We start from the raw sequence: 20,945 nt of genomic DNA on the forward strand, positions 1-20,945 counted from the left end.
GTCCCGGTCGGCGACGTAGGCGGGTCACCCGCCGCCGAGTTCGCGGGAGCGGTCCGTGGCCGCCTTGACGACGCGGGCGACGAGGTCCATCAGGTCCGCCTCGGCGAACACCTCCAGGCCGGCCTGGGTGGTGCCGTTCGGCGAGGTGACGTTCGTGCGCAGCACCGCGGGATCCTCGCCGGACTCGCTGAGCAGCGTCGCCGCCCCGAGCAGCGTCTGGCGGGCGAGCGTGTCGGCCGTCTCCGGCGTGAGTCCTTCCGCGATGCCGGCGGCGATGAGCGCCTCCGCGAGGTGGAAGACGTACGCGGGGCCGGATCCGGACAGACCGGTGACGGCGTCGAGGTCGCCCTCGTCGACGACCACGACCGTGCCGACGGCGCCGAGGATCGACGACGCCCACTCGAGGTCCGCGGCGGTCGCCGCGACCCCGGGAGCGACGGCGGCTGCGCCCTGGCCGACCAGGGCCGGGGTGTTCGGCATGCAGCGCACGACCGCGGTCCCCTCGGGCAACCGGGCCTCCATCGCCGCGCACCGCACGCCGGCGGCGATCGACACGAGTCGGCGGACGCCGGTGTCGGCCAGACCGTCCAACGCCACCGGCACGATGTTGGGCTTCACCGCGACCACCACATCGCGCGCCGCGACGGGCGTCGGGCCGGTGCGCACGCCCGGAAGGAGCGTGGCGAGGGCGGCGCGGCGATCGTCGTCCGGCTCGACGACGTGGAGTTCCTCCGGCGGCGCCCAGCCGTTGGCCACGAGGCCGCCCACCAGGGCCTCGGCCATCTTGCCGCCGCCGACGATCTGGAGCGTGGTTCGCACGGTGTCAGTCACGTCCGGCACCGTAACGCCCGACGGCGGAGGTGCCCGGTGGAGACAGGTACAACGCACTTCCCCGAGCGTCCGAGTCCCCACCGGGCTGGGAACGAATATACATGAAATGACGTGAAACGCAACTCACCCGTCGAACCGGGAGGCGAACCCGATCCGCAGGGCCGGTTTGAAGATCAGCTCCACCGCCGCCCACATCGAGCCGAGGATGCGATCGAGCTCGGCGTCGGTCACGGCGGCAACCGGCAGCGACCCGCGCAGGAACACGGCGTGTTCCTCGCCGATCTCGAGGTGCAGCCCGGTGAGCTTGCGGTTGCGGATCAGCAGGTGCTCGTAGAACGCGGCCTCGTTCTCCTCGGGGGCCGGCATGAGGAACGTCTCGAAACCGAGGGTGCGCTGGCCGAGCGTCCACCAGGCCGTCCACACGTCCTTCTCCTCGCCCCGGACGCGGACGAACCAGCGCACGATGTCGTCGGGCGACCGCTCGACGGCTTCGAGCGCGGGATTCTCCGCCATCTCGGCCGCGAGCCAGGCGTCGATACGGGCCTCGAGGTCGGCGAGCTCCTCCGCGGTGGCCGGCGGGGACTGCACGTCTCAGGCGAGACAGTCGACGGGTTCGCGCTCGCCGAGGTCGTGGTACACCCGCCGGAGCCGGCCGGCCATGGTGGTCCAGGTGTAGGACGCCGCGGCGTCCGCCGCGTTGCGACCGAGCTCGTCGGCGAGGAGCGGCGAGTCCAGGATCCGCCGGGTGGCGGCCGCGAAGTCGCGGGGATCGCGCCCCGCGATCCGGAACCCGGTGCGGCCTTCGTCGACGAGGGTGCGCAGCCCGCCGACATCCGACGCGACCACGGGCGTGCCACAGGCTGCGGCCTCGAGGGCGACCAGCCCGAACGACTCGCTGCGTGACGGCACGAGGCACACGTCGGCGGCCCGGTAGTAGGTGGAGAGGACGTGGTGGGGCTGGGGCGGGATCATCGTGACCCGGTCGACGAGCCCGCGGTCCGCGATCAGCTTCTCGATCTTGTGCACCTCGTCGTCGCCCTCCAGACCACTGGATCCGCCGACGATCAGGAGCTGCGCATCGTCGAGATCCAGCGCGGCCAGCGTCTCCACGGCAACATCCACGCCCTTGAGCGGCTGGATGCGACCGACGAACAGCAGCAGCGGATCGGGTCCGAGGTCGAGGGCCCGGCGGGCTCCGTCGCGGGCCCCCGGCGAGAAAAAGGCGTGGTCGACGCCCGGCGGCACGACCTCCACCCGATCGGGATCGGCGCCATAGTGGCTGACCAGCTCGTGCAGCTCGGTGACGGAGTTGGCCGTGATGACGTCCGCGCAGCGGATGACCTCGGCTTCCGCATCGATGCGCCGCTGGGGTTCGGGGTCGCCGGTCTCCGCCTTCACCCGGGCGAGCGTGTGGAAGGTGGTCACCAGCGGCAGGTCGAGCTCGTGCTTCAACCGGTGCCCGGCGACACCCGACAGCCAGTAGTTGGCGTGGATGACGTCGACCGGGTCGTCGGCGAGTCGGGCGGCGACGGCGTCGGAGAACAGGTCCACGATCTCCGGCAGTTGCTCCTTCGCCAGCTCGACCGGTCCGGCGTCGACGTGCACGACCCGGAACCCCGGCTCGACCTCGACGACGTCGGGCAGGTCGTGGGTCCAGCGGCGCACGAAGACGGTGGCGTCGGTACCGCCCTGGGCGAGCGAGGAGACCAGCTCGCGGATGTAGACGTTCATCCCGCCCGCGTCACCGGTGCCCGGCTGGACCAGGGGGGACGTGTGGAGGGACAGCACCGCGACGCGACTCACAGCCGTCTCCAACGCTCCGGGCCCCGCCGACATTCCCTCATGCCGGCGTGGTGGGTGCTTCTCCGGCCGCGATGCGACGGGCGAGCTCGTCGTTCAGTGCATCGATGGTGGTGTGCAGCGTGCGGCGGCTGGTGCTCAACCGCTCCTCGAAGTCGCGCAAGGCGATGACCGCGGCGGAGAGCTCGGCGTCGGCGAGGTTCGCGACCTCGGTCATGATCGACGGCCCCACGACGTCGTCGAGGACGTCGGACAGCGGGACGACGACCTCGTCCGGCGGATCGAGCTCCTGATCGACGCGACCGGAACCCGGTGCCCGGACACCGTCGCTCAACAGGTCCGGCAGGCGGGCGACCAGATCGGCCAGGTCACCACCACCGCCGTTGGCCCGGCGCTCGACCTCCGCGACGATCACATCGAGGCGCCCCTGGGCGAGTCGGCGGACGTAGGACACGCCGTTCTCCAGGTCGGTGCACTCCGAACGCATCTCACGCAGGCTGTCGGTCGCGGCATCGTGGACGCCCGCCAGGTACTCGGGCTCCAACACACGCTGCAGATCGGGAATCATCGTCAGGTCATCTCCGGCTCGAACGACGGTGCACTCTACCGGGCCGACGAGCGGGCGTCGGATCCGCCCGAAACCGGCGGAAGCACGGCGACTTCGTCCGCCTCGGCGACCGGGTGGTCACGCTCGACGGGATCACCGTTGCACCAGATGGTCGCCGTGTCGAGCACGCCCGCGAACGCTGCGCCGTACTTCGCCGCGGCCGCATCGAGCACCGCGCCGACGGTGTCACCGGCGAGTTCGTCGGCCTTGGTGCCGGCAGCCTCGCGGGCCGATGCGAACAGTCGGAGACGGGCCATCCGCGTCCACGGTACCGGCGGTCGCGGCATCCCTCTCACTGTCAGTGCCCACCGGTACGGTCGGCTCGAACATGCTGAACGTGCTCATCGCCCGCCACGGACAGTCGGAATGGAACGCCCTCGGCAAGTGGCAGGGCCAGGCCGACCCGCCACTCTCCGACCTCGGTCGCTCCCAGGCCGCCGGCGCCGCCACGCAGCTCGGCATGTTCGACGCGATCATCGCGAGCGACCTCGACCGGGCGCTCACCACCGCGATGATCATCGCCGACGGCATCGGCGTCGGCCCCGTCCTGGTCGAGCCGGCGTTTCGCGAACGGTGCGCCGGTGAGTACGAGGGCCTCACGCGTGACGACATCGAGGAGCGCTACCCGGGCGCGCTCGACGCCCGCGAGTGGCCCCCGGGCTGGGAGCCGGACCACGCCGTGCACGAGCGGGTCATCGCCGGGCTCGAGCGCGTCCGGACCGACCTCACGAGCGGCGACGTCCTCGTGATCGCCCACGGTGGCGTCATCTACGCGCTCGAGAACCACCACGGCGCCGACCACGAACGCATCGCCAATCTCGGCGGGCGCTGGTTCCACCACGACGGCACCCGCTGGTCGCTGGGCGAGCGGGTCCAGCTCAGCCCCGACGACGTCACCATCGAGAGCCAGGACATCCTGTGATCACGGCGTCGGGGGTCGGCCCATGATGTCGTCGCGCTATCCGGTGGAGGTCATCCGCTCCGAGCGCCGGGTGAAGACCGTGTCGGCCCGGATCGTCGACGGGGTCATCCGCGTGCGCATCCCCTCGTGGATGAGCGACGCGGACGAGCAGAAGTTCGTCGCCGACGTCGTGGAGAAGATCGAGCAGGAGCGTCGGTCCCACGCGATCGACCTCGACACCCGGGCCGCCCGACTCGCCGACGACTACGGCCTGCCCCGTCCCGAGTCGATCCGCTGGTCCAAGACCCAGCAGCAGCGGTGGGGATCGTGTTCGGTCCACTCCGGCCACATCCGCATCAGCAATCGGCTCGTCGACGTACCGCCGTGGGTCCTCGACCACGTGATCATCCACGAGCTCGCCCATCTGGAAGTGGCCGACCACTCCCCCGCGTTCCACGCCCTGGTCGAGCGCTACCCGCTCGCCGAACGGGCCACCGGTTATCTGCTCGCGCTCAACGATCGGCTCGATCGCATCCAGCCGCTCGAGGATGTCGAGCCCGCGGCGGACGAGGGCTTCGACGAACTCGACGCCGCGGGTTAGATCCGCTGTCGGCCCTCAGTCGGCCGGGGCGGACGAATCCTCATCCTGCCATCACGGTGTCACAGGGGGTGGGTATGATACGAACGTATGTTCGATCCAGATGGGTTCGATGATCTGACCGCAGACGAGGCAGCCGCCGAGATCGCGCGGCTCGAGCGCGAACGCCGGCGCATCGATGCCGCCCAGCTCGCGTTGCTCGATCAGATCGACCGATCGCAGGTCTTCCGCACCGACGGGCACTTCTCGGCTCGGGTGATGATGCGTCTCCACGCGCACCTGTCCGGGCCGGAGGCATCGCAGCGGGATCGGGTGATGCTTTGCCTGCGTGACCTCCCGGATGTCGCGACGACGTATACGGATGGGCTGATCGGCACCGATCAGGTCCGCCGCCTCGCGGCGGTGTGGGCGAACCCGCGGGTCCGCGACCAGCTCGTTGCCTGCGAGGAGATCTTCCTCGCTGCCGCCCGGGAGATGGAGTATCGGGAGTTCGATCTCTTCTGCATCCAGTGGACGAACCTCGTCGATGTCGACGGCGCCCACGACAAGGCGAACCGCCGCTGGCGCCGCCGTCGCATCCAGCTGGATCAGGACCTCAACGGGTTCTGGAAGCTCGACGGTCGGCTCATGTCGTCCGACGGCGCCGACCTGAAGGAGATCCTCGACCATCTGGTGCAGGCGATGCGGCTGGGCGACATCGAGGCGGCCAAGGCCGAGCACGGCGACAACTGGCGACTCCATCTTCCCCGCACGCTGAGCCAGCTCCGCCACGACGCGTTCATCGAGCTCGTCCTGCGAGGCGCCGCCGTCGGCCCCGACGGCCAACCGGTCGAGCGCACGCTCGACCGCGTGGTCGACGAATCGACTTACGAGGCGCATGTGGCGGCCCTCCTCGGCGCCACCCCACCACCCCTCGATCCCACCGATCCCCACCGGTTCTCCCGCACCACCGACGGCACCTACGTGAACCCGGCCGAACTCGTGGCGAGGTCGATGGTGGACCACGTCCGGCGGGTCGTCGTCAACGCGGCCGGGGTCGTCATCGACCTCGGCCGCCGATCCCGGCTCTTCACCGGCAATGCCCGCGACGCCGTGTTGCTCGCCGAGATCTCCTGCTACTGGACCGGTTGCTGGGTGCCCGCCACGTCCTGCGAGGCCGACCACCTGCTCCCCTGGGAGCGCGACGGCAGAACCAACCCCGGCAACGGGGGACCCGCCTGCGGGACGCACAACCGCATCAAGCAACAGGGCTTCCACACCTGGCGCGGCCCCGATGGCACCTGGCACATCGCCAGACCCGATGGCACCGCCGTCCCCGACCACCGCACCCATTGGCCCGGCGACCGCCCCGACGAAGACGGCTGGACGGCCGCGGCCTGACTCAGCCCGCGGTGGCGCGCGACGCGGCCCAGTCGGCCTCTTCCTCGCCGAGCGGCGTGCTGGGCGGGGCGTCGGTCCAGACCCACAGTTCCTCGGAGATCGCCCGCCAATTGGCCGTGGCACCGAGCTGGCCGAGAATGGAGAACAGGCCGAGGTTGATCCGCTGGATGAGCGCGAAGGTCGGGGGCACGTTCGTGTGCTTCAGGATGGCGTGGGTCTTGGCGTCGAACGTCTGGTAGAGCAGCCCGACGCTGTAGTCGGTGGTCACGGTGACGGGCTCGTCCTCGAGGATCAGCTCGTAGTACGCCGTGAACCAGTCGTAGATGTCCTCGTCGGAGAACGGGGCGTCGGCGCGGAGCACTTCCTGCTCCTCCGCCGCGGCCCGGAAGACCGCGGGATCGCGGTCGATCATCGCCCGGATCAGCACGGCGAACTGGTCGACCTCCTGCTCCGCGAAGTGCTTGACGAGGCCGAAGTCGAGGAAGGCGACCCGACCGTCGTCGGCCAGGAGGTAGTTGCCGGGATGCGGGTCGCCGTTGAACACGTAGTGCCGGTTCAGACTGCGGAACACGAAGCGGTAGAGGATCTCGGCGACCCGCTGGCGCTCGTCCTCGTCCGCCTCGTAGATCGCCTCGAACGGCCGGCCGGGGACGAACTCGGTGGTGAGCACGTTGCCCGTCGAGAGATCGTCGTGGACGGCCGGCACCCACACGTGGGGGTGGCCGGCGTAGTAGTCGGCGAACAACCGCTGGTTGGCGGCCTCGATGCGATAGTCGAGTTCCTCGCCGATGCGGGCCCGCAGTTCCTCGACGAGCTCGTCGGGGTTGAGCCCCGGGTAGACCATGCCGAGCAACATCGCGAGCCGTTCGGTGTTGTCCAGGTCGGACGCGATCGCCTCGGCGATGCCGGGGTACTGCACCTTCACCGCGACGTCGCGGCCGTCCAGGGTGCGGGCCCGGTGGACCTGCCCGATCGACGCGGCGGCGATCGGCTCGGGATCGATCTCGGCGAACAGCTCGTGGAGCGGGCGACCCAGGGACCGCTCGATCTCGGTCAACGCCAGGTCGGACGGCATCGGCGGTGCGTCCGAGCGCAGCCCGGCGAGCGCCTGGCGCATGGGCTCGGGCATCCCCTCGTCGAGATAGCTCGCCATCTGGCCGAGCTTCATCAAGGCGCCCTTCATCTCACCGAGGGCACCGACCACATCCTCGGCTTCGCGGCGCTCGAGGTCGGCCTGGAGGCGGCGGCGGGTCTCGTCGGACGCCAACCGTGATCGCGCCTTCGTGAAGCCACGGTCGGCGGCCCGGCGGGCGGCGAGGCGCCCCATCTCGATCCGCCGCTGACCCTTGGACAGGGCGCGGATCGGGGACGGCGCCCCCGTCGCGTCGCCATCGCCGCCCGGGGCACTCCGGACCCGGCGGACCAGCGCGACGATCCCGCCGAGGGCCGCGCCGACGAGCGCGCCGACGAGCCCGACGCGGAGGACCCGTCGCACGAGGACTACTCCTCCTCGTCGAGCCCCGCGGCGAGTGCCTCGGCGGTGTCGAGATCGTCGGCGTCGAGCGCGTCGAGGGCGGAGGCGACGGTGTCGAGATCGGACTGGAACCCGTCGAGCAGCTCGTCCTTCGGCGCGGCCTCGTCGGGCTCGTCCACCTCGTCGGACACCGGGGCCGGCGCCGGATCGGGGGACGACGTCTCGTGTGTCGACTCGTGCATCGCTGCGAGGGTAGCCACCCGTTTGGCCGTCCCGGCGCCACACCGGGCACGCTGTGGGCCATGACCTCCCCCGCCGACGGCCCGGCCTCCTCCGACCGCCACCCCCACGCGGGGCTCCCGTTCGACGACAGCGACGACGCGATCGCCGCTGCGCTGGAGGAGGTGAGCATCCCGACCCTGCTCTGCACGATGGTCCACCTCACCGGCGACCCGTCGTGGATCCGGGGTGACCTGCGCCCGGCGGGACTGTTCCTCAACGAGTACCAGGGCTACATGGACGAGGAGAGCAAGGCGGAGGTGCGCCGCCGCGCCCTCCCCGAGATCATCCGATATCGCGACAACGGGTGCGTGCTCCCGCCCCAGCAACCGGACGCGGCGCTGCTGCACGAGATGATGAACTTCGCGGGCTGCGCGGAGATCCCCGACGAGGTCGTACCGATGATGCTCGACGAGATGGGGCTCGCCGACACCGACGTCAACCGGGTGGCGTGGGTGGACGACGTCCCCGCGGCGAAGCGGGCCGACTTCCCGGTGGTCGTCATCGGCTGCGGTCAATCCGGGCTCCTCGCCGGCATCCGGCTCCAGGAGGCTGGCATCCCGTTCACGATCATCGAGAAGAACGGCGGCCCCGGCGGCACATGGTGGGAGAACTCCTACCCGGGCGCCCGGGTCGACGTGGGCAGCCACTTCTACTGCTACTCGTTCGAGCCGTCCGACCACTGGACCGAGTACTTCTCCCAGCAGCCCGAACTCCAGCGCTACTTCCAGAACGTGATGGAGCACCACGGGATCGACGAGCACTGCCGGTTCGACACCGAGGTCGTGGCCGCCACGCTCGACGAGGCCACCGGTCACTGGTCGGTCGTGGTCCGTGATGCCGACGGCAACGAGGACACCCTCGACGCCCGCGCCGTCATCAGTGCGGTGGGTTCGCTCAACCGGGCGAAGATGCCCGACATCGAGGGCATCGACACGTTCGAAGGGCCGTCGTTCCACTCGACCCGCTGGGACCACTCGGTCGACTACACCGGCAAGCGGGTCGCGCTCGTCGGCGCCGGGGCCAGCGGCTTCCAGATCGCGCCGACGATCGCTCCCGCCGTGGAGCACCTCACGATCTTCCAGCGCACAGCCCAGTGGATGTTCCCCAACCCGAACTATCACGAGAAGGTGCCCGAGGGGCAGAAGTGGGCGATCCGGCACCTGCCGTTCTTCGGGCGCTGGTTCCGGTTCCTCCAGTTCTGGCCGGGGTCGGGTGGCGATCTGTCCGGCTCGCGGATCGATCCCGACTACGACGACAGCGACGGACGCGCCGTGAGCGAACGCAACGCCGCCACCCGGGAGTTCTTCGAGGGATGGCTGCGTGAACAGCTCGAGGACCGGCCCGACCTGATCGACAAGGTCGTGCCGCCCTACCCGGCCACCGGCAAACGCACCCTCCAGGACAACGGGTCGTGGCTCGCCTGCCTGAAGCGTGACGATGTCACCCTGGAGCGCACCGGCATCGAGCGCATCGAACCCACGGGAGTGCGCACGACCGACGGCGTGCTCCACGAGGCCGACATCATCGTGTACGCCACCGGCTTCCATCACAACCGCTTCCTGTGGCCGATGGACATCCGCGGGCGCGGCGGCAAGACGCTCGCCGAGCACTGGGGCGACGAACCGACCGCCTACCTCGGGATCACGGTGCCCGAGTTCCCCAACCTGTTCTGCATGTACGGCCCGGGAACGAACCTCGCCCACGGCGGCAGCCTGATCTTCCATTCGGAGTGTCAGATCACCTACATCATGGGGTGTATCGGCGAGCTGCTCGCCGGCGACCACCTGCTGATGGAGCCGAAGCAGGACGTGCACGACGCGTTCGAGGCGCGGCGCAGCGAGGAGATCCACCAGATGGTGTGGTCGCACTGGTCGATCCGACACACCCACTTCCGGAACCCGGAGGGACGGATCTTCACCCTGTCGCCCTGGCCGATCCACAACTACCAGCAGTGGACGAAGCGCCCGGATCCGGCCGACTATCTCTTCACGTGACTGTCTTCACGTAGCCGTTCTCAGGTGGCCGTCTTCACCGGGCGCTCGTTGCCGGCGCGGTGGGCGGCGGTCCCGCTCGGATAGAAGGCGGCGACGACCACCGCGGCGGCGAGGAAGCTGCCCACGACCCACCGGTAGCCGTTGTGGAATCCGGCCAGGTCGAGGTCGGCGGCCAGGGTGACGACCACCGAAATGCCGATCGCGTAGCCGACCTGTTGGAGCGTACGGATCGTCGCGTTCGCGCTGGCGAACTGCTGGGGGTCGATCTCCGCCATCGCCGCGCTCTGCATGCCCGCGATGGTCGCGCCGACGCCGAGCCCCAACGCGAGGTTGGCAGGCAGGAACACGGCGACGAACTCCTGCTCGGTGGTCGACTGGGTGAGCAGCCACACATACGAGGCGCCGCACAACAGGGCGCCGGAGGAGACCACCCAACGGTGACCGATGCGGTCGGCGAGGCTCCCGAGCGGCGCCGAGGAGAGCGCGCCGACGATCGGCCCCGGCGTGAGCGCGAACCCCGTGGCGAGCACGCTCATCCCCCAGAGGCGCTGGAGCATGAAGCTGTTGAGCAGGAAGCCGGCGGTGAACCCGAGTGAGTAGAACCAGAACGCCGCGGTCGCGACGGAGAACGAGCGCTTGCGGAACAGGGTGAGGTCGAGCAGCGGGGCGGGATGGCGGGCGGAGCGCACCACGACCACCGGGAGCAGAGCGAGGCCGACGAGGATCATCGCGACGACGCTCGGGTCCGTCCACCCGACGCTCTCGGAGCGGACGATGCCCCACATCATGATCGCCACACCGGCAACCCCGATGGGCACACCGATGACGTCCAGCGATCCCCGGGCCGTCTCGTCACGGCTCTCGCGCACCAGCCGCGAGGCGGCGATGACGACCAGAACGCCGAGGGGCACGTTGATCAGGAAGATCAGGCGCCAGCCGGATGCCTCGATCAGGAGGGCACCGACGGAAGGGCCGAAGGCCGCGCCGAGCGCACCCATGGCGCCCCACAACCCGATCGCGACCCCCCGCTTCGCCAACGGGAACAGGGGCAGCACCATCGCGAGCGAGGCCGGGGTGAGCAGGGCACCGCCGACGGCCTGGATCACCCGGGCGGCGATGAGGAACTCCACGTTGGGGGCGAGACCGCACAGCGCCGACCCGCCGATGAAACCGAGCACGCCCACCATGAACATCGCCCGCCGACCCCGGCGATCGGCCAACCGCCCCGCCAGGAGCATCAGCGACGCGAGCGCGACGTTGTAGCCGGACACCACCCAGGACAGCGCCGTCGTCGACGCCTCGAAGTCGGTCGCGATGCTCGGCAGGGCGACATTCACCACCGAGACGTCGATGACCACGAGAAACGCGGCCGACGTGGCGACCGCCAGCGACAACCAGGCCTCCCGCGTCACCACGTTGCGTGGTGTGTCGGCCGTTTCATTCATGGCGAGGGGACGGTAGCCGATGAGAACAACATGACTGCGACTGTCGTCAATCCCACGCCCCTGCTCGACGGACCGCGCCGGAGCGTGTTCGCCGGACTCGTCATGCTCGTACTGCTGCTGATCACGGTCGACGGCCTGCTGACGTGGGTGACGGCGACCGACGCCGACGAGGCGATCGACGCGTTCGTCGCCCGCCACGAGGAGACCTACCCGACCGGGCTCGGCGACACGGGCAACATCCTGCTCACCGAGGACCGGCCCGTGCTGGCCGCGGCGACCGACGGTGACCGCCTCGACACGGACCTCGTCCGCAACAAGACCTATCTCGCGATCATCGGACTCATCGCCGCCGTCGCCCTGACGATCTCCGCCGGACCCGGCTCGTCGCGCAACATCCTGGCCTGGATGATCGTCATCGCGGCCGGCGCGTTCTTCGTTCCGCTCGCCTTCTTCTCCGACACCATCGAGATCGTCACCAACGCGCACGCTGGCTAGTGCCGGCGCACGCGCGCAGTACTGTTTGCGCATGCGCGCAGGGACGAGGCGCGCCCTCACCCGGGCGGGCATGTTCATCCTCCTCGTCCTGTCCATCGACGGGGCGATCACCTGGTACGCGACCGATCAGACCGCGGCCAGCGTCGAGGAGATCGAGCTCCGCGACGGACTCGTCGCGACCGACGACACCACGCTCGGGATGATGCATCGCACCGAGCTCGATCTCGCGGCAGGCGACCACGCCGGCCGGTTGGGGCGCGCCCGGTATCTCTGGTTCGTCGGCGCCGCCGCGGGGCTCGCCGCCGTTGTGCTCAGCGGAAGCGTGCCGACCGACCTGACCGGCACCGTGGTGCTGAGCGGGGCGATCACCGTCGCGATCGCGGTCGCGCCCCGGCTGGTGTACGCCGACGAGATCGGCTCGATCAACGCCGTCTTCGGCTAGTTCGCGGCGTCGGCGAAGAACGCCTCGATCGTGTCCGCGATGTAGTGCATCCCGTCGTCGTCGATGCCGTGGTTGCACGGGAGGATCAGGCCCTGCTCCATCACCCGGTCGGCGTTGGGCAGGCCGCCGGCCGCCACGCGATGGGGTACGGAGGCGAAGGCAGGCTGACGGGTGACGTTGCCCGTCCACACCATGCGGGTGTCCACGCCGTTTCGTTCCATGTGTTGCTGGAACGCGGCGCGCGAGGTGCCCGCCTCGGGACGGATGAGGAACGGGAACATGTGCCAGCCCGTGTCGACCCCGGGCGTCAGCCGGGGCAGCACGAACCGATCGGTCATGGGGGCGAGACGATCGGCGAGCAGGTCGAAGTTCCGCTTGCGGCGAGCGAGGTTGTCCGGCAGCTTGCGCATCTGGACGACGCCGAAGGCCGCCGACAGCTCCGACGGCTCGAAGTTCCATCCGACCTCGTCGAAGATGAAGAGGTCGTCGTACTCGAGGCCGTCGACATCGGAGAAGAAGCGGCGATCGTCCGTCTTCTGCGAACCCCACAACTTCGGTTCGCTGCGCCGGCCCCAGCGTCGCAAGGTGAGACAGCGATCGATCAGTTCCTCGTCATCGAGGCAGATCATGCCGCCCGTGCCGGCCGCCGTGATGATGTGTGACAGGGCGAAGCTGGTCAGGGACATGTCGGCGCGCGCCCCGGTCGGCGTGCCGTGCAGCGTCGCCCCGAGACAGTCGCAGGAGTCCTCGATCACCACGAGGTCGTGACGGTCGGCGATCGCGCGGATCGCGTCCCAGTCCGGACAGTTGCCGATCAGGTTCGGCACGAGGATCGCCGTCGTGCGATCCGAGATCGCACCCTCGATCTGGTCGACGTCGATCTGGTAGGTGTCCTCGGTGACGTCCACGAACACCGGATGGACGCCGGCCCGCACCATCGGGGCGATGTCGGTGGAGAAGGTGACCGCGGACGTGATGATCTCGTCGCCGGGCTCGGGACGGAGCAGCTCGACGGCGAGATAGAGCGCCGAGGAGCCGGAGTTGACCATGATCCCCTGGCGCTTAGCGAACGTCGCGGCGACCAGGCGCTCCATCTCGCGGACGTTGCGGCCGATACGCAGCGCCGTCGCCGGGCCCCGCAACACCTCCAGGACCGCGTTGATCTCCTCCTCGTCGTGGACGCTGCCGGCGTAGTCGATGCGCTTCATCGCGGCGCAACGTAGCGGGACGCAGCCATCCCCGTCATCTCACGTGCAGTCCCCGCACCGGTGCCATGAACCGACTCCGCATGAGCGCCATGGCGAACACCGCCGAGCCGGCGACCACGAAGTACATGCCGTCATAGTCGATCGCGTCGGCGACGACCCCGAGCACGAGGGCACCACCGGAGTTCGCGAGGTCACCGAAGGTCGTCACGGTCGCCACCGCGCGGGACCGCTCCGCGGGCGTGGCGGAGTCGACCGCGATCAACATGAGCAGCGGCACGTTCCAGGCCATGCCGCAGGCGATCACGAACGCACCCACGTACAGCTGTCCGACGCCGCCCGCGGTGGCGAGCACGAGCGCACCGGCGACGACGAGCGTGTGCGAGAACGTCGCGATGTCGCGCCGCGGGAACCGCCCGAAGACCCGCCCGGCGACGGCTCGCAACGACAGCGTCGTTGCAGAGTAGGTGAGGAGGAGCCAGCGGGCCTCGGCCACGCCGAACTGTTCGGCGTAGGGCTGGATGAACGCGTTGAACCCCATGAACGCGGTGAAGATCAGGAGGTTCACGAACCCGATTCGGGCGGCGATGGGATGGAAGAGGTCACGCAGGCCGGCCGCGGGCCGCGCCGTGTCGGGCTTGGTCTCCGGCAGCGTGAACGCCACCGCCGCCGACAGCAGGGCGAACATCGACGCGACCCCGAAGGTCCACCCGAAGCCGTGGGCCTGGAGCACGGTCTCGCCGAGGATCGGGCCGATGGCGAAGCCGACGAAGACGGCGACGGAGAACGTCGCGAACACGCGGTCGCGGTGGTGCTCCTCGGGAAGCTCGGTCGCCGCCGTCGCCTGGGCGAGGTACATCACCGAACTGAACGCGCGGGTGCCGATGCGCACGAGCAACAGCACCCACAGCTCGCCGGTGTCGGCCGCGACCGGATGCAGGATCTGCATGACGGCGATGCCGAGCGCGCCACCGATCATCAGGGGACGGCGGCCGTAACGGTCCGACCACGCTCCCGCGATCGGACGAACCAGCAGCATGCCGAGGGCGAAGACACCGAAGGCGAGTCCGATGTCGGTCTTCGAGCCGCCCAGCTCGTCCTCCACGAGGCGAGGAAGAACCGGAAACGAGATGCCGGCGACCGTGAAGTAGGCGATCCCGGCGCCGAACAACGCGAGCACCCGCGGTGTGTAGGCCCGGTCGGTCACGACGGCACGGTACGGGGCCGCATGGCACACGCGACAATCGCCGCTAGACACTGTTCGTGCGCCACGAAGAGACCAACGCCGACGTCGCCCGCTTCAACCGCTGGGCCACCCGGGTGCGGCGGGCCGGCCATCTGCTGCGCCGGGTGCGCTACGAGCCGGAGACCCTCGACCTCGACGACCGCCGGCTCGTCATCGTGGCCAACCATCGCAGCCTCTCGGACGTGTTCATCGCGATCGAAGCGCTCCACCACTACGACCTCCCGGCTCGCTGCCTCGTCCGGGCGAAGTACTTCGAATCGAAGCTGGGCGGCGCGTGGCTCCGCGCCGTGGACTGCATCCCGGCGGGTGACGGCAAGCGCGAATCGATCGACACGGCTCTCGAGACGATCGATGGCGGGCGGCCCGTCGCCGTGATGATCGAGGGCAAGATCATCCCACCGGACAAGCGCGCTGCGGACGGGATGGGCGAGATCCGGCCCGGCTTCGTCGAGATCGCCCGCAAGGCCGGCGTCGACATCATGCCAATCGGCGTGTTCGGCAGCGACGAGATCTGGGGTTCTCGGAGCATGCTCCCCCGCATCCCCTGGCGGGGTCGTCCCGAGGTACGGCTGCGTACCGGTCGACTCATCTCCGTCGAGGGAAAGTCCGACGACGAGGTCGTCGCCGAGACGCGGGCGATGCTGGCGGGCTACCTGGCTCCCTGAGCGCCGGTCCGCTCAGTCCTCGCGACGGCGGCGACCCCAGCCGGCCACGTTGTCGCCGGCGGGCGGCGGCGTCGGCGCGACCCTGAGCTCGCGACGCTGGAGCAGCTCGGCTCGGGCGATCAGGTCGGCTTCCCACTCGTCGAGTTCGGCGGCCCGCTCGTTCATCTGGCGTTCGCGCAGATCGATGTCGTCCACCCGCAGATCGATCTCGGTCACCCGCACGTCGAGCACTTCCTCGGCCCTCGACGCGGCCCGTGCTTCGATCTCGCGTTCGGCCTGGGCGAGCTGGGCGGCCCGCTCCTCGTTGATCTCCTGGACCCGCTCGGCCACCTCGGTCTTGGCGATGGCATCGTCCACGATGCGCGTGGCCTGCATGCGTTCCATCTCGAGGGTTTCCCGCAGTGCCGCGAGCTCCGCCGCCATCTCGTCGAGCGCGGCCCGGCGCTGCTCCGCTGCTTCCTCGACGCTCAAGAGCTCGGAACGGCGGTTCGCCACCTCGGCCTCGTGCTGGTGCAGGTCGTCCCAGGCCGCGGCGATCCGGGCCGCTTCGGCCTCCGCGAAGGCATCCAGCTCGGCCCGCCGGTGGGCCGCGTCATCGGCGGCCGCCGAACGGACCCGTGAAGCTTCGAGCTTCGCTTCCCGGGTGGCGGCGTTCATCCGGGCGATGTCGGCCTGGAGTCGCTCGTGGGCCCGCCGGGCGTCCGCGACCTCGTCGAGCGTGCGCTGGAGGGTCGCTTCCGCGGCCTCCACCTGCTCGCGGGTCGCGTCGATCGCCTCACTCTTCTGATCGTGCAGGAGCATCGCGACGCGGTTGGCAGTGGACTCGCCGAGCTCGCGGCGGATCTCCTGCACGACACGGGCGACGAAGAGGCCCCACTCCCCGAGTTCGCGGGTGTCGTCCGGATTCACGGCGGTCATGGCGCGGCCCTACCGTTCCCGCGCCGAGAGATAGACGGGGTGCGACGCCCGCGATCGGTTGGCGACCAGGCCGATCAGGTTGGCCCGGGCACTGCGCAGGAGATCGATGGTGCGCTGGAGTTCTTCACGACGCGACTCGGCCGGGTCGTAGACCACGACGGCGGCATCCGCTTGCGACGCGACCAGCCGGGAATCCGACGTGGAGAGCGTGGGCGGCGAGTCGATGAGGATGAGGTCGTAGCTGCCGTAGAGGTCACTGAGGACGGCACCGAGCCGATCGGACCGGAGCAGCTCGCCCGCGCCGTCCGCGCCCTGCGCGTCGATCAGGTGCAGGTTCGGGATGTCCGTCGGTTGGATGACCTGGGCGCTCGTGGCCCGGCCCTGAAGCAGGTCGCCGAGACCGATCTCGGCGGACTCGAGGTCGAGCCGGGCGGCGATCGACGGGTTCACGAAGTCGGTGTCGATCACCAGCACGCGGGTGCCGCGCGCCGCCTCGGCCTGCGCGAGGTTGACGACCGTCTGGGTCTTGCCGACCTCGGGACGGTCGGACGTGAACACGATGCTCTGGAGCGGGTCGTCCACGTTCGTGAGCCACAAGGAGTTGAGCAGCACCTGGTAGCCGCTCGATTCCTCCGCCGACAGGTCGGCGTAGCGGCGGATACGACCGGGGGCGCTGCGCTGGCTCCGGATCTCGCCGATGGTCGCCATGACGGGGATGTCGACGAGATGGGCGAGCTCGGCGCCGTCGCGAGCCCGGGTGTCGAGGAGGTCGCGCAACACGGCGAGGATGAGGCCGAGGACGATGCCGACGACGATGCCGAGCATGACGTTGCGGGGCACGTCCGGCGAGACCGGCTGCTTGGGCGTGCCCGGCGGGTTCAGGACGCGCGCCGTGGCCTCCTCGATGCCGATCGTCGACAGGAGCTCCTGGTGGTACGTGATCTGGCTGTTCAGCGAGGCGATGCGGCTGGTGAGGCTCGTGATCCGCGGCGCGGAGTCGTCGCGGAGCAGCTCCGCCTCGACGAGGAGTTCCTGGGCGAGGCGCGGGTCGAGTTCCTGGTCCGCCAGCGCGAACGCTGCGGAGACAGCCTGGTTCAGCGCGGTACGTTCGTCGCGCAGTTCGTCGCGCACCGCGGTGTCGTTCTCCACCCGCTGGGTGAACGTCCGCTCCATACGATCGAGTCGATCGGTGAGGTAGGCCTCCACCGCAGCTTCGGCGCCTCTTCGCGCGAGCGCCGGGCTGGACTCGCGCACCGCGAAGCGGATGACGCCGGCGTCCTCGGAGCGCTCGGAGGCCGAGACGAAGAAGAGCGACGCCTCGACGTCGACCTCGAAGCCGGCGAGCTCGTTCACCGCATCCAGATAGGTGGAACCGGAGAGGAACTGGAGTTCGGCGATGCCGCTGCGGAACAGTTCCGGCTGATCGATGTTGAACACCGTCTGGTTGCCCTCGGTGAGGATCTGCACCCGGGCGTTCGACTGGTACTCCTCGTCCCGGGTCAGCGTGAACAGGGTGACCAGGCCGGCCACGACGATGATCGACGTGGCGATCCAGCGCCACCGGCGCCGGAGGAGGGCGACATAGTCCTCGAGGTCGAGCTCACCATCGGTTTCACGCACGTGGTAGCCGCTCCATCCAGATCCTCGGGCCGCGGCAGCTCAGGATACCACTCTGTGGATAACGTTGAATACGAGTCAAACGACTCATCGTCGGTGGCTCGGCGACCCGTACGTTGACTACGGGCCTGCACTGCCGACAGAGTCGAGTACAGGCTTTTCGACGTCTGGATCCCGCCTGGTGACCACAGTTCAGCCTCCCCGCCACGGAATCGATGCCACGCCGGCCGGACCGGACGCCCGGCGTCCCACGATCCCCGCCTGGTCCCACCCCGTCGCGCTGAAGCTGTTCCTCGCCGCGATCTTCCTCGTCCCCGTGCAGCTGGAGATCGCCAGCGTGCGCGAGGTGATCGGCAGCCGCCTGCCGCCCGGTGACATCTTCCTGGCCGCGGCCGTGCTGCTCGCGCCCGCCTCGTTCCGGCTCCGCCGCAGCGCGCTCGGCTATCTGCCCCTCGCCCTGCCGCTCACACTCGCCTACGGCAGCGTCGTCGCACTGGTCCTGCAAGGTCATCTCACGACCCACTCCCTGAACGTCAAGTTCCTCGGCTCCATGGTCCTCGTCGTCACGGCGACGGTGACCATGGCGTACTCCCGAGCCGGCTTCGCCCCGCTGATCATCCGCCGCTTCCTGCTCGGCGTCGCGTTCTGGGGGGTCGTCGGCTACATCGATTGGCGCGTCGCCAACATCTTCCCCTGGTTGGAGCACGATGAGGTGTCGCGGTTCGGATCGCTGCAGCACGACGTGAACAACGCCGGTGCACTCTTCGGCGTCGCCCTGGTGATCAGCTGGCGCTATGGCCCGCGGGTCTTCCGCTACCGGTGGACGTGGGCCACCGTCACCGTCTGGTTCGCGGTCGGCCTCGGACTCACCCTCTCCCGCAGCGCCTACATCGCCACCGGCGCCGGCATCGCGATCGTCCTCATCGTCGACCACGTGAACGCCGAGAAGGCCATGCGCTACGCGGTGTGGGTGATCGGCATCACCGCCTTCCTGCTGGCGAGCGGTTTCGTGGACACCGCCGTGGAGGACTTCACCCGCCGGCCCGACACGGTCTCCTCGCGCAACTCGTTCGTCGACCACGCCGTCGACCGCTGGGTCGACTCCCGCGGCCTCGGCATGGGGCTCGGCACCTTCCGCGACGAGACGACGTTCATCGTGCACAACACGGGGATCTGGTTGCTCGTCGAGATGTCCGTCCCCGGGATCGTGTTCTTCGCGGCGATGATCGTCGTGCCGTTCCAGGCCTGCCTGCGGCTGCGAAGACACGACCACGAACTGGCGATGGCGCTGCTGGCGGCCCACACCACGATGATCGTGGCGTCGGTGGGGATCGAGGCGCTCTACCAACGCAGCTGGTGGATCATCATCGGGATGACCGTGCTCCCGGCTGCGGCGACCCGGCGCGCGGATCCGGTGCCGGTGCCGACCGACTAGTCCGCCCGCGCGTTCTCCACTCGTACGAGATCGTCCGCCGTCGTCACCTTGATGTTGGACGGCGGGCTCACCACCAGACCGATCGTGGCCCCGAGGCGGCGGGCGATGTCGAGGGTGGTCTCTCCCTCGGTCGATCTCGCCAGCTCCTGGTGGATGTCGTGGGCCAGACTGTGGCGGTAGACGGTGGGATCACAGGTGAAACCGGTGGCTGAGCGGGGCAGGACCTGCTCGATGGTGCGGCCGTCGTGCACGATCGTCGTCTCCTCCGAGGCGCGGTAGGCCTGCATGCCGTAGTGCGTGGCGAGTCCGGCGATGCACGCCTCGACGAGCTCGTCGGGCACGTTCGGCGAAGCCGCATTGCGGAGGATGACCGGCGTGTCCGGGTCGGTCTCTCCGGCGATCGCGCCGAACCCGGCGAGCACCGACTCGCGGCGGGTCGCGCCGCCGAGCACCGTCTCGACGTCGCGTCCGGCGACGATCGCGGCGAAGTCGCCGACGAGGGCCTCGGAGATCACGAGCACGACGCGGTGCCCGAGGCGCAGGTGCTGATCGAGCGCGTGGGCGGCGAGCGGTTTCCCGCTTATGACCCGCAGCTGTTTGGGCACGTCGCCGCCGACGCGTTCGCCCTTGCCGGCCGCGAGCACGATCGCGATCGGCGTGTGGCTCACGGCGCGCCGAGCTCGGCGGTCACGGTCTCGAGGATGCCCTGTTCGAGATCGGGCATGTGGGGAGCGTCGAACTCGCGCATCACGTCCGTGTCGGCGAGCGTGAAGCGCAGCGTGCCGGGACGGGGGTCGCGGTAGGAGACACGGAGCGTGCGCTCGGTGACGGTTTCGAACGCCTTCACCAGCTGGGCGAGCGTCGTCGCCTCGCCCGACCCGGCGTTGAGCAGGAGCGGCGGCGTCTTCTCGCTGGTCACCGCGGAGACACAGAGGTCGACGACGGTGTCGATGTGGACGAAGTCCCGCACGAACTCCGGGTCACCGGAGAGCACGACCCGCTGGCCGCGTCGCAGCGACTCGAGCAGGGCACCGATGTAGCCGGTGTGGGTGTCCTGGCCGGGGCCGTAGACGGAGAACGGGCGGATCGAGCACGTCGCCATGCCCAGCTCGTTGGCGAAATGGGCGCAGTAGTGCTCGGCGACGACCTTGCCGAGCGCGTAGGACTCGAGTGGGGCGACGAGGTCCGACTCACGGGACGCCCGGCCGTACGCATGGCCGTACACCTTGGCGCTCGACAGATAGACGAACCGTCCCACGCCGTGCTCGTGGGCCGCCGTCAACAGCTTGTGGGTGCCGGTGACGTTGACGTCGATGTGGCGCACGGCATCGCGGGCGACCTCGTCGACCTGGTGGATGCCCGCGGTGTGGACGACCGCGTCGACATCGGCCAGGACCGGACCCCACTCGGCGACGTCGAGGATGTCCGCCTCGATCAACCGGTAGGCATCGGGGCGGGCGACCCGCTCGGGGACCCCGAAGCGGGGCAGCTCGACGACGGTGACGTCGTGTCCGGCCGCGATGAGGCGCTCGGACACGCCATGGCCGATCAGGCCGTGACCCCCGGTCACCAGAACATGCATCGATCCAGCCTGACCCAGTTCACTCGTC

Annotated in this window: 22 protein-coding genes; 8 read left to right on the forward strand and 14 right to left on the reverse strand. The window is 69.7% G+C overall.

Translation table 11 applies throughout. The annotated features are described in order from the left end of the window. Window positions 1-24: 24 nt before the first annotated feature. The 5 genes from proC to R8F63_16240 all read right to left on the reverse strand — a co-directional run bounded on the left by proC (window position 25) and on the right by R8F63_16240 (window position 3,495). Window positions 25-831 (reverse strand): pyrroline-5-carboxylate reductase, encoded by an 807-nt coding sequence (gene proC / locus R8F63_16220; protein ID MDW3220159.1) that lies wholly within the window; start codon window positions 829-831, stop codon window positions 25-27. A 123-nt stretch (window positions 832-954) separates the two neighbouring features. Further along, window positions 955-1,419: a YbjN domain-containing protein gene (locus tag R8F63_16225; GenBank protein MDW3220160.1), complete on the reverse strand. Its 465-nt coding sequence runs from the start codon at window positions 1,417-1,419 to the stop codon at window positions 955-957. 3 nt (window positions 1,420-1,422) lie between these two features. Then, window positions 1,423-2,634, reverse strand: coding sequence for a glycosyltransferase (locus tag R8F63_16230; protein MDW3220161.1), 1,212 nt, complete (start codon window positions 2,632-2,634; stop codon window positions 1,423-1,425). A gap of 37 nt (window positions 2,635-2,671) precedes the next feature. Next, window positions 2,672-3,199: a hypothetical protein gene (locus R8F63_16235; protein ID MDW3220162.1), complete on the reverse strand. Its 528-nt coding sequence runs from the start codon at window positions 3,197-3,199 to the stop codon at window positions 2,672-2,674. Window positions 3,200-3,234: 35 nt separating this feature from the next. Continuing rightward, window positions 3,235-3,495, reverse strand: coding sequence for a MoaD/ThiS family protein (locus R8F63_16240; GenBank protein ID MDW3220163.1), 261 nt, complete (start codon window positions 3,493-3,495; stop codon window positions 3,235-3,237). A gap of 71 nt (window positions 3,496-3,566) precedes the next feature. Between R8F63_16240 and R8F63_16245 the strand changes: the two genes are divergently transcribed. From R8F63_16245 to R8F63_16255, 3 genes are all read left to right on the forward strand, one after another. Then, window positions 3,567-4,160, forward strand: a complete 594-nt coding sequence (locus R8F63_16245; protein MDW3220164.1) for a histidine phosphatase family protein — start codon at window positions 3,567-3,569, stop codon at window positions 4,158-4,160. A 22-nt stretch (window positions 4,161-4,182) separates the two neighbouring features. After that, complete coding sequence (locus R8F63_16250) at window positions 4,183-4,740, forward strand: YgjP-like metallopeptidase domain-containing protein (protein MDW3220165.1); 558 nt, start codon at window positions 4,183-4,185, stop codon at window positions 4,738-4,740. Between the two features lie 87 nt (window positions 4,741-4,827). After that, window positions 4,828-6,117, forward strand: coding sequence for a DUF222 domain-containing protein (locus R8F63_16255; GenBank protein MDW3220166.1), 1,290 nt, complete (start codon window positions 4,828-4,830; stop codon window positions 6,115-6,117). Window position 6,118: 1 nt separating this feature from the next. Here the strand turns inward: R8F63_16255 and R8F63_16260 are convergent, their stop codons facing one another. After that, the gene (locus R8F63_16260; GenBank protein ID MDW3220167.1) at window positions 6,119-7,612 is read right to left on the reverse strand and encodes an AarF/ABC1/UbiB kinase family protein; all 1,494 of its coding nucleotides are present in this window, start codon (window positions 7,610-7,612) and stop codon (window positions 6,119-6,121) included. Between the two features lie 5 nt (window positions 7,613-7,617). Beyond that, the gene (locus R8F63_16265; protein ID MDW3220168.1) at window positions 7,618-7,833 is read right to left on the reverse strand and encodes a hypothetical protein; all 216 of its coding nucleotides are present in this window, start codon (window positions 7,831-7,833) and stop codon (window positions 7,618-7,620) included. A 60-nt stretch (window positions 7,834-7,893) separates the two neighbouring features. Between R8F63_16265 and R8F63_16270 the strand changes: the two genes are divergently transcribed. Beyond that, window positions 7,894-9,867 carry an NAD(P)/FAD-dependent oxidoreductase gene (locus tag R8F63_16270; protein ID MDW3220169.1) on the forward strand — a complete coding sequence of 658 codons (1,974 nt, stop codon included), beginning with the start codon at window positions 7,894-7,896 and terminating at the stop codon, window positions 9,865-9,867. Window positions 9,868-9,887: 20 nt separating this feature from the next. On the opposite strand, the gene R8F63_16275 is transcribed toward R8F63_16270, so the two are convergent. After that, window positions 9,888-11,312 carry a DHA2 family efflux MFS transporter permease subunit gene (locus R8F63_16275; GenBank protein ID MDW3220170.1) on the reverse strand — a complete coding sequence of 475 codons (1,425 nt, stop codon included), beginning with the start codon at window positions 11,310-11,312 and terminating at the stop codon, window positions 9,888-9,890. Window positions 11,313-11,342: 30 nt separating this feature from the next. Here R8F63_16275 and R8F63_16280 point away from each other — a divergent pair, with 30 nt between their 5' ends. Together R8F63_16280 and R8F63_16285 are read left to right on the forward strand one after the other, a co-directional pair. Continuing rightward, window positions 11,343-11,807 (forward strand): hypothetical protein, encoded by a 465-nt coding sequence (locus R8F63_16280; protein ID MDW3220171.1) that lies wholly within the window; start codon window positions 11,343-11,345, stop codon window positions 11,805-11,807. Between the two features lie 31 nt (window positions 11,808-11,838). Then, window positions 11,839-12,249, forward strand: a complete 411-nt coding sequence (locus R8F63_16285; protein MDW3220172.1) for a hypothetical protein — start codon at window positions 11,839-11,841, stop codon at window positions 12,247-12,249. On the opposite strand, the gene R8F63_16290 is transcribed toward R8F63_16285, so the two are convergent. Then, window positions 12,246-13,457, reverse strand: coding sequence for an aminotransferase class I/II-fold pyridoxal phosphate-dependent enzyme (locus R8F63_16290; GenBank protein MDW3220173.1), 1,212 nt, complete (start codon window positions 13,455-13,457; stop codon window positions 12,246-12,248). The two genes, R8F63_16285 and R8F63_16290, sit on opposite strands and share 4 nt — an antisense overlap. Before the next feature lie 34 nt (window positions 13,458-13,491). Then, a complete protein-coding gene (locus R8F63_16295) occupies window positions 13,492-14,661 on the reverse strand; it encodes an MFS transporter (protein ID MDW3220174.1) in 1,170 nt (389 codons plus the stop codon). 56 nt (window positions 14,662-14,717) lie between these two features. On the opposite strand from R8F63_16295, the gene R8F63_16300 reads away from it, so the two are divergent. Then, entirely contained in the window at window positions 14,718-15,365 is a 648-nt protein-coding gene (locus tag R8F63_16300) for a lysophospholipid acyltransferase family protein (protein ID MDW3220175.1), read from the forward strand. 12 nt (window positions 15,366-15,377) lie between these two features. On the opposite strand, the gene R8F63_16305 is transcribed toward R8F63_16300, so the two are convergent. Both R8F63_16305 and R8F63_16310 read right to left on the reverse strand, forming a co-directional pair. After that, complete coding sequence (locus R8F63_16305) at window positions 15,378-16,283, reverse strand: hypothetical protein (protein ID MDW3220176.1); 906 nt, start codon at window positions 16,281-16,283, stop codon at window positions 15,378-15,380. Between the two features lie 9 nt (window positions 16,284-16,292). Continuing rightward, window positions 16,293-17,903 (reverse strand): AAA family ATPase, encoded by a 1,611-nt coding sequence (locus tag R8F63_16310; GenBank protein ID MDW3220177.1) that lies wholly within the window; start codon window positions 17,901-17,903, stop codon window positions 16,293-16,295. Between the two features lie 178 nt (window positions 17,904-18,081). Here R8F63_16310 and R8F63_16315 point away from each other — a divergent pair, with 178 nt between their 5' ends. Next, a complete protein-coding gene (locus R8F63_16315) occupies window positions 18,082-19,335 on the forward strand; it encodes an O-antigen ligase family protein (protein ID MDW3220178.1) in 1,254 nt (417 codons plus the stop codon). Here the strand turns inward: R8F63_16315 and R8F63_16320 are convergent. After that, entirely contained in the window at window positions 19,332-20,003 is a 672-nt protein-coding gene (locus R8F63_16320) for a 2-C-methyl-D-erythritol 4-phosphate cytidylyltransferase (protein ID MDW3220179.1), read from the reverse strand. The genes R8F63_16315 and R8F63_16320 overlap by 4 nt on opposite strands. Further along, a complete protein-coding gene (locus R8F63_16325; protein MDW3220180.1) occupies window positions 20,000-20,917 on the reverse strand; it encodes an NAD-dependent epimerase/dehydratase family protein in 918 nt (305 codons plus the stop codon). Before R8F63_16325 ends, R8F63_16320 begins: the two co-directional genes overlap by 4 nt. Between the last annotated feature and the right edge of the window lie 28 nt (window positions 20,918-20,945).

This window comes from Acidimicrobiales bacterium (genome assembly GCA_033344915.1).
Lineage (GTDB): Bacteria > Actinomycetota > Acidimicrobiia > Acidimicrobiales > Aldehydirespiratoraceae > JAJRXC01.